This window comes from Streptomyces sp. WELS2, from assembly GCF_013870595.1.
Taxonomy (GTDB): Bacteria; Actinomycetota; Actinomycetes; order Streptomycetales; family Streptomycetaceae; genus Streptomyces.
In genome coordinates this window covers 1-3304 of the sequence record NZ_JACBWZ010000703.1, presented here as the reverse complement: position 1 = coordinate 3304, position 3304 = coordinate 1, and the positions used below count along the sequence as shown (strand labels likewise).

Sequence of the window (3304 nt, the reverse complement as noted above, 5' to 3'; positions counted from 1 at the left end):
CGGCGGGAAGCAAGGGCACGGCGTCGATCGAGGCCACGGGCGGGGTCACCGCGTCCGGGCCGGGGCCGCTGCTGGTGGCGCGGGCCGAGCAGGGCGCGCGGGCCGAGCTGAAGGGCGTGTCGGCGGACGGGCGGACGATCAGCGGCCTGCGGTAGCGGCGCCGGCGTCGACAAGCCGGGGCGCGGGGGGTTCTCAGCCGCGCTACCCGTCAGTACATTGACGCCATGTCTAATACTCAGGCCCGGGTGCCGCTCAAGGCACGCCCCGTGTCCTTCTCCTGGGACGGCACACCGCTGCACTGGGTGCCGGGGGATCCCTTCACCACGCACACCATCAATGTGCTGCACCTGCTGCTGCCCGCCGGGGAACGGTGGTTCGTGCGGGTGTACAAGCAGGTGCTGCCGCTGATCCGGGACGACCGGCTCCGCGAGGACGTCATCGGCTTCATCGGGCAGGAGGCCGTGCACTCCCAGGCGCACGACGAGGTGCTGCCCCACCTGAGGGAGCTCGGGCTCGATCCCACGCCGTACACCGCGCAGGTCGACTGGTTCTTCGAGAAGCTGCTCGGCGACCGGACCCTGCCGCCGGGCCGGCCGCGCAGATGGTGGCTGTTGGAGCGGGTCGCGCTGATCGCGGCCATCGAGCACTACACGGCGTTCCTCGGGAACTGGGTGCTGAACGCCGGGGAGCTGGACCGGCGCGGCGCCGACCCCACCATGCTGGACCTGCTGCGCTGGCACGGCGCGGAGGAGGTCGAGCACCGCTCGGTCGCCTTCGAGCTGTTCACGCACCTCGACGGAAGCTACCGCCGACGGGTGCGGACGTGGGCCACCGCCTTCACGGCGCTGGTGTTCCTGTGGCAGCGCGGGGCGCGGTTCTTCATGGCGAACGACCCGACCCTCACCGGCGGCAGGGCCACCCTCAAGGACTTCCACGACCGGGGCAGGCAGGGCCTGCTGCCGGGGACCGGGGACATGCTGCGGTCCATACCCCGCTATCTGAGCCGCGCCTACCACCCCTCGCAGGAGGGCGACACCGAGCAGGCCCTCGCCTATCTGGCCGCCTCCCCCGCGGCCACGGCGGCGGAGAGGCGGGCCGCGTGATGCCGAAGCCGCGCACCGCCGCGCTCGTCGCGGGCGCCACGGCCGCCGCCCTGCTCACCCGGCGGGCCCTGCGCCGCCGGGTGAGCACCTCGCCGCTGTGGCCGCTGCCCGCCCTGGACCCGCCGGTCTCCGGCCGGCCTCGTCCCCGGCCCCTGCGGCTGCTGCTCACCGCGCACGAGTCCGTCGCCGACGGGGTGGTACGGCTGCGCCTGGAGGGCCGCGGGCTGCCGCGCTGGGAGCCGGGGGCGCACGTCGACCTGGTGCTGCCCTCGGGGCTCGTCCGGCAGTACTCCCTGTGCGGGGACCCCGCGGACACCTCCGCCTACACGCTCGCCACCCGGCTGGTGCCGGACGGCCGGGGCGGATCCCGCGAGGTGCACGAGCAGCTCACCGAGGGCATGGAGCTGGAGGTACGCGGACCGAGGAACCGTTTCCCCCTGGTCGCGGCGCCCGCCTACGTCTTCGTCGCCGGCGGCATCGGCATCACCCCGGTCCTGCCGATGCTGCGGGCCCTGCCGGACGGCACCGAGTGGCGGCTGCTGTACGGCGGGCGGACCAGGGCCTCGATGCCGTTCCTGGACGAGCTGGCGAAGCTCGCGGGCGACCGGCTGACGGTCGTCGCCGAGGACGAGGACGGCCGGCCCGATCTGGCCGCGCTGTTCGCCGGGACGGCCGAGGGCACGGCGGTGTACTGCTGCGGCCCCGAGGGCCTGATGGCGGCCGTGGAGCGAGCCTTGCCGAAGGGCGCCACCCTGCACCTGGAGCGGTTCGCGCCGCGTACGGCGGCCGGCGCGGACGCCGCCTTCGAGGTGGAACTGCGCCGCAGCGGGCGCACGGTGACGATCCCGGCCGGCTCCAGCGTGCTGGCCGCCGTACGCCGGGAACTGCCCGGCACCGCCTACTCCTGCGAGCAGGGCTTCTGCGGCACCTGTCAGCAGCGGGTGCTGGAGGGCGAGGTCGAGCACCGCGACGAGCTGCTGACGGACGCCGAACGGCACGACTCGATGCTGATCTGCGTGTCCCGGGCCCGGAGCGACCGGCTGGTGCTGGACATGTGATCACCGGCGGCCGGATCCGCTCGGTAAGGTGTTCGTATGAGGACCGGGGTTCGCCGCAGAATGAGCGTCGAGGAGCGTCGGCAGCAGCTGATCGGCGTCGCCCTGGAGCTGTTCAGCCAACGCTCGCCCGACGAGGTCTCGATCGACGAGATAGCCACGGCGGCGGGCATCTCGCGTCCGCTGGTGTACCACTACTTCCCGGGCAAACTCAGCCTGTACGAGGCCGCGTTGAAGCGGGCGTCGGAGGATCTGGCGAGCCGCTTCGAGGAGCCGCACGAGGGACCGCTCGGCGCCCGGCTGCTGCGGGTGATGGGCCGCTACTTCGACTTCGTGGACGAGCACGGCCCCGGTTTCTCCGCGCTGCTGCGCGGCGGCCCGGCGGTCGGCTCGTCGGCCACCAACGCGCTCATCGACTCCGTACGGCAGGCCGCCTACGACCAGATCCTGTCACACCTGGGCGTCACCGGTCCGAGCCCGCGGCTGGAGCTGGTGGTCCGCTCCTGGATCTCGCTCGCCGAATCCACGGCCCTGATCTGGCTGGAGGGCCGGCGGGTGCCGCGCGCCGAGCTGGAGGTCCAGCTCGTGCACGACTTCGCCGCGCTGGCCGCCGTCGGCGCGGCCCACGACGAGGACATGGCCGAGCTGCTGCGCGCGATGGTGAAGGACGAGCCGGCCGACGGCCCCTTCGCGGTGCTGATCGGCCGGCTCATCGCCCTCGGTTCCTGAGCGGGCGCCCTATCCGTGGGACATCCGGTACGACGGGTCGAGATCGCGGGCCTCGGCGGAGACGTGCAGGACGAACGCCCCGCCCTTCACGTGCTCCCGCAGCAGCTCCACGACCGTCTCCGTCAGCCGTGCCTTCGTCTCGTCGGTGCGCCCGGCGAGCAGCCCGATGGTCACGTGCGCGACGGCATGGCCGCGCGCCCCGGAGTCCTCGTACCCGAACGCCGTGAGCGCGCTCGGCCGGAACTGCGTCGTGCACGCCTCCGGCTTCGCCGCGGCGATCTCCACGGTGGCCTCGTGCAGCGCCCGCGCGAATCCCTCGCGGTCGAAGGCGTCCTCCATGAGGTCGGAGTAGTCGATGGTGATCTGCGGCATGCGCACTCCTGTTCTACGGCAACCGCCTCACCCTAGTTCCCCGCC

Annotated in this window: 4 protein-coding genes; 3 read left to right on the top strand and 1 reads right to left on the bottom strand. The window is 73.2% G+C overall.

Annotated features, from left to right (window positions below; all coding sequences use genetic code 11):
• The first annotated feature begins 224 nt into the window (after positions 1-224).
• Genes H5J33_RS28415 through H5J33_RS28405 form a run of 3 tightly spaced genes read left to right on the top strand, consistent with a single transcriptional unit; the run spans position 225 to position 2887 of the window.
• Complete coding sequence (locus tag H5J33_RS28415) at positions 225-1103, top strand: metal-dependent hydrolase (RefSeq protein ID WP_181797692.1); 879 nt, start codon at positions 225-227, stop codon at positions 1101-1103.
• A complete protein-coding gene (locus H5J33_RS28410) occupies positions 1103-2161 on the top strand; it encodes a PDR/VanB family oxidoreductase (RefSeq protein WP_181797691.1) in 1059 nt (352 codons plus the stop codon). Before H5J33_RS28415 ends, H5J33_RS28410 begins: the two co-directional genes overlap by 1 nt.
• A 36-nt stretch (positions 2162-2197) precedes the next feature.
• Positions 2198-2887 carry a TetR/AcrR family transcriptional regulator gene (locus tag H5J33_RS28405; protein WP_258565453.1) on the top strand — a complete coding sequence of 230 codons (690 nt, stop codon included), beginning with the start codon at positions 2198-2200 and terminating at the stop codon, positions 2885-2887.
• A 9-nt stretch (positions 2888-2896) separates the two neighbouring features.
• Here the strand turns inward: H5J33_RS28405 and H5J33_RS28400 are convergent, their stop codons facing one another.
• Entirely contained in the window at positions 2897-3259 is a 363-nt protein-coding gene (locus H5J33_RS28400; RefSeq protein WP_181797690.1) for a 5-carboxymethyl-2-hydroxymuconate Delta-isomerase, read from the bottom strand.
• Positions 3260-3304 lie beyond the last annotated feature (45 nt).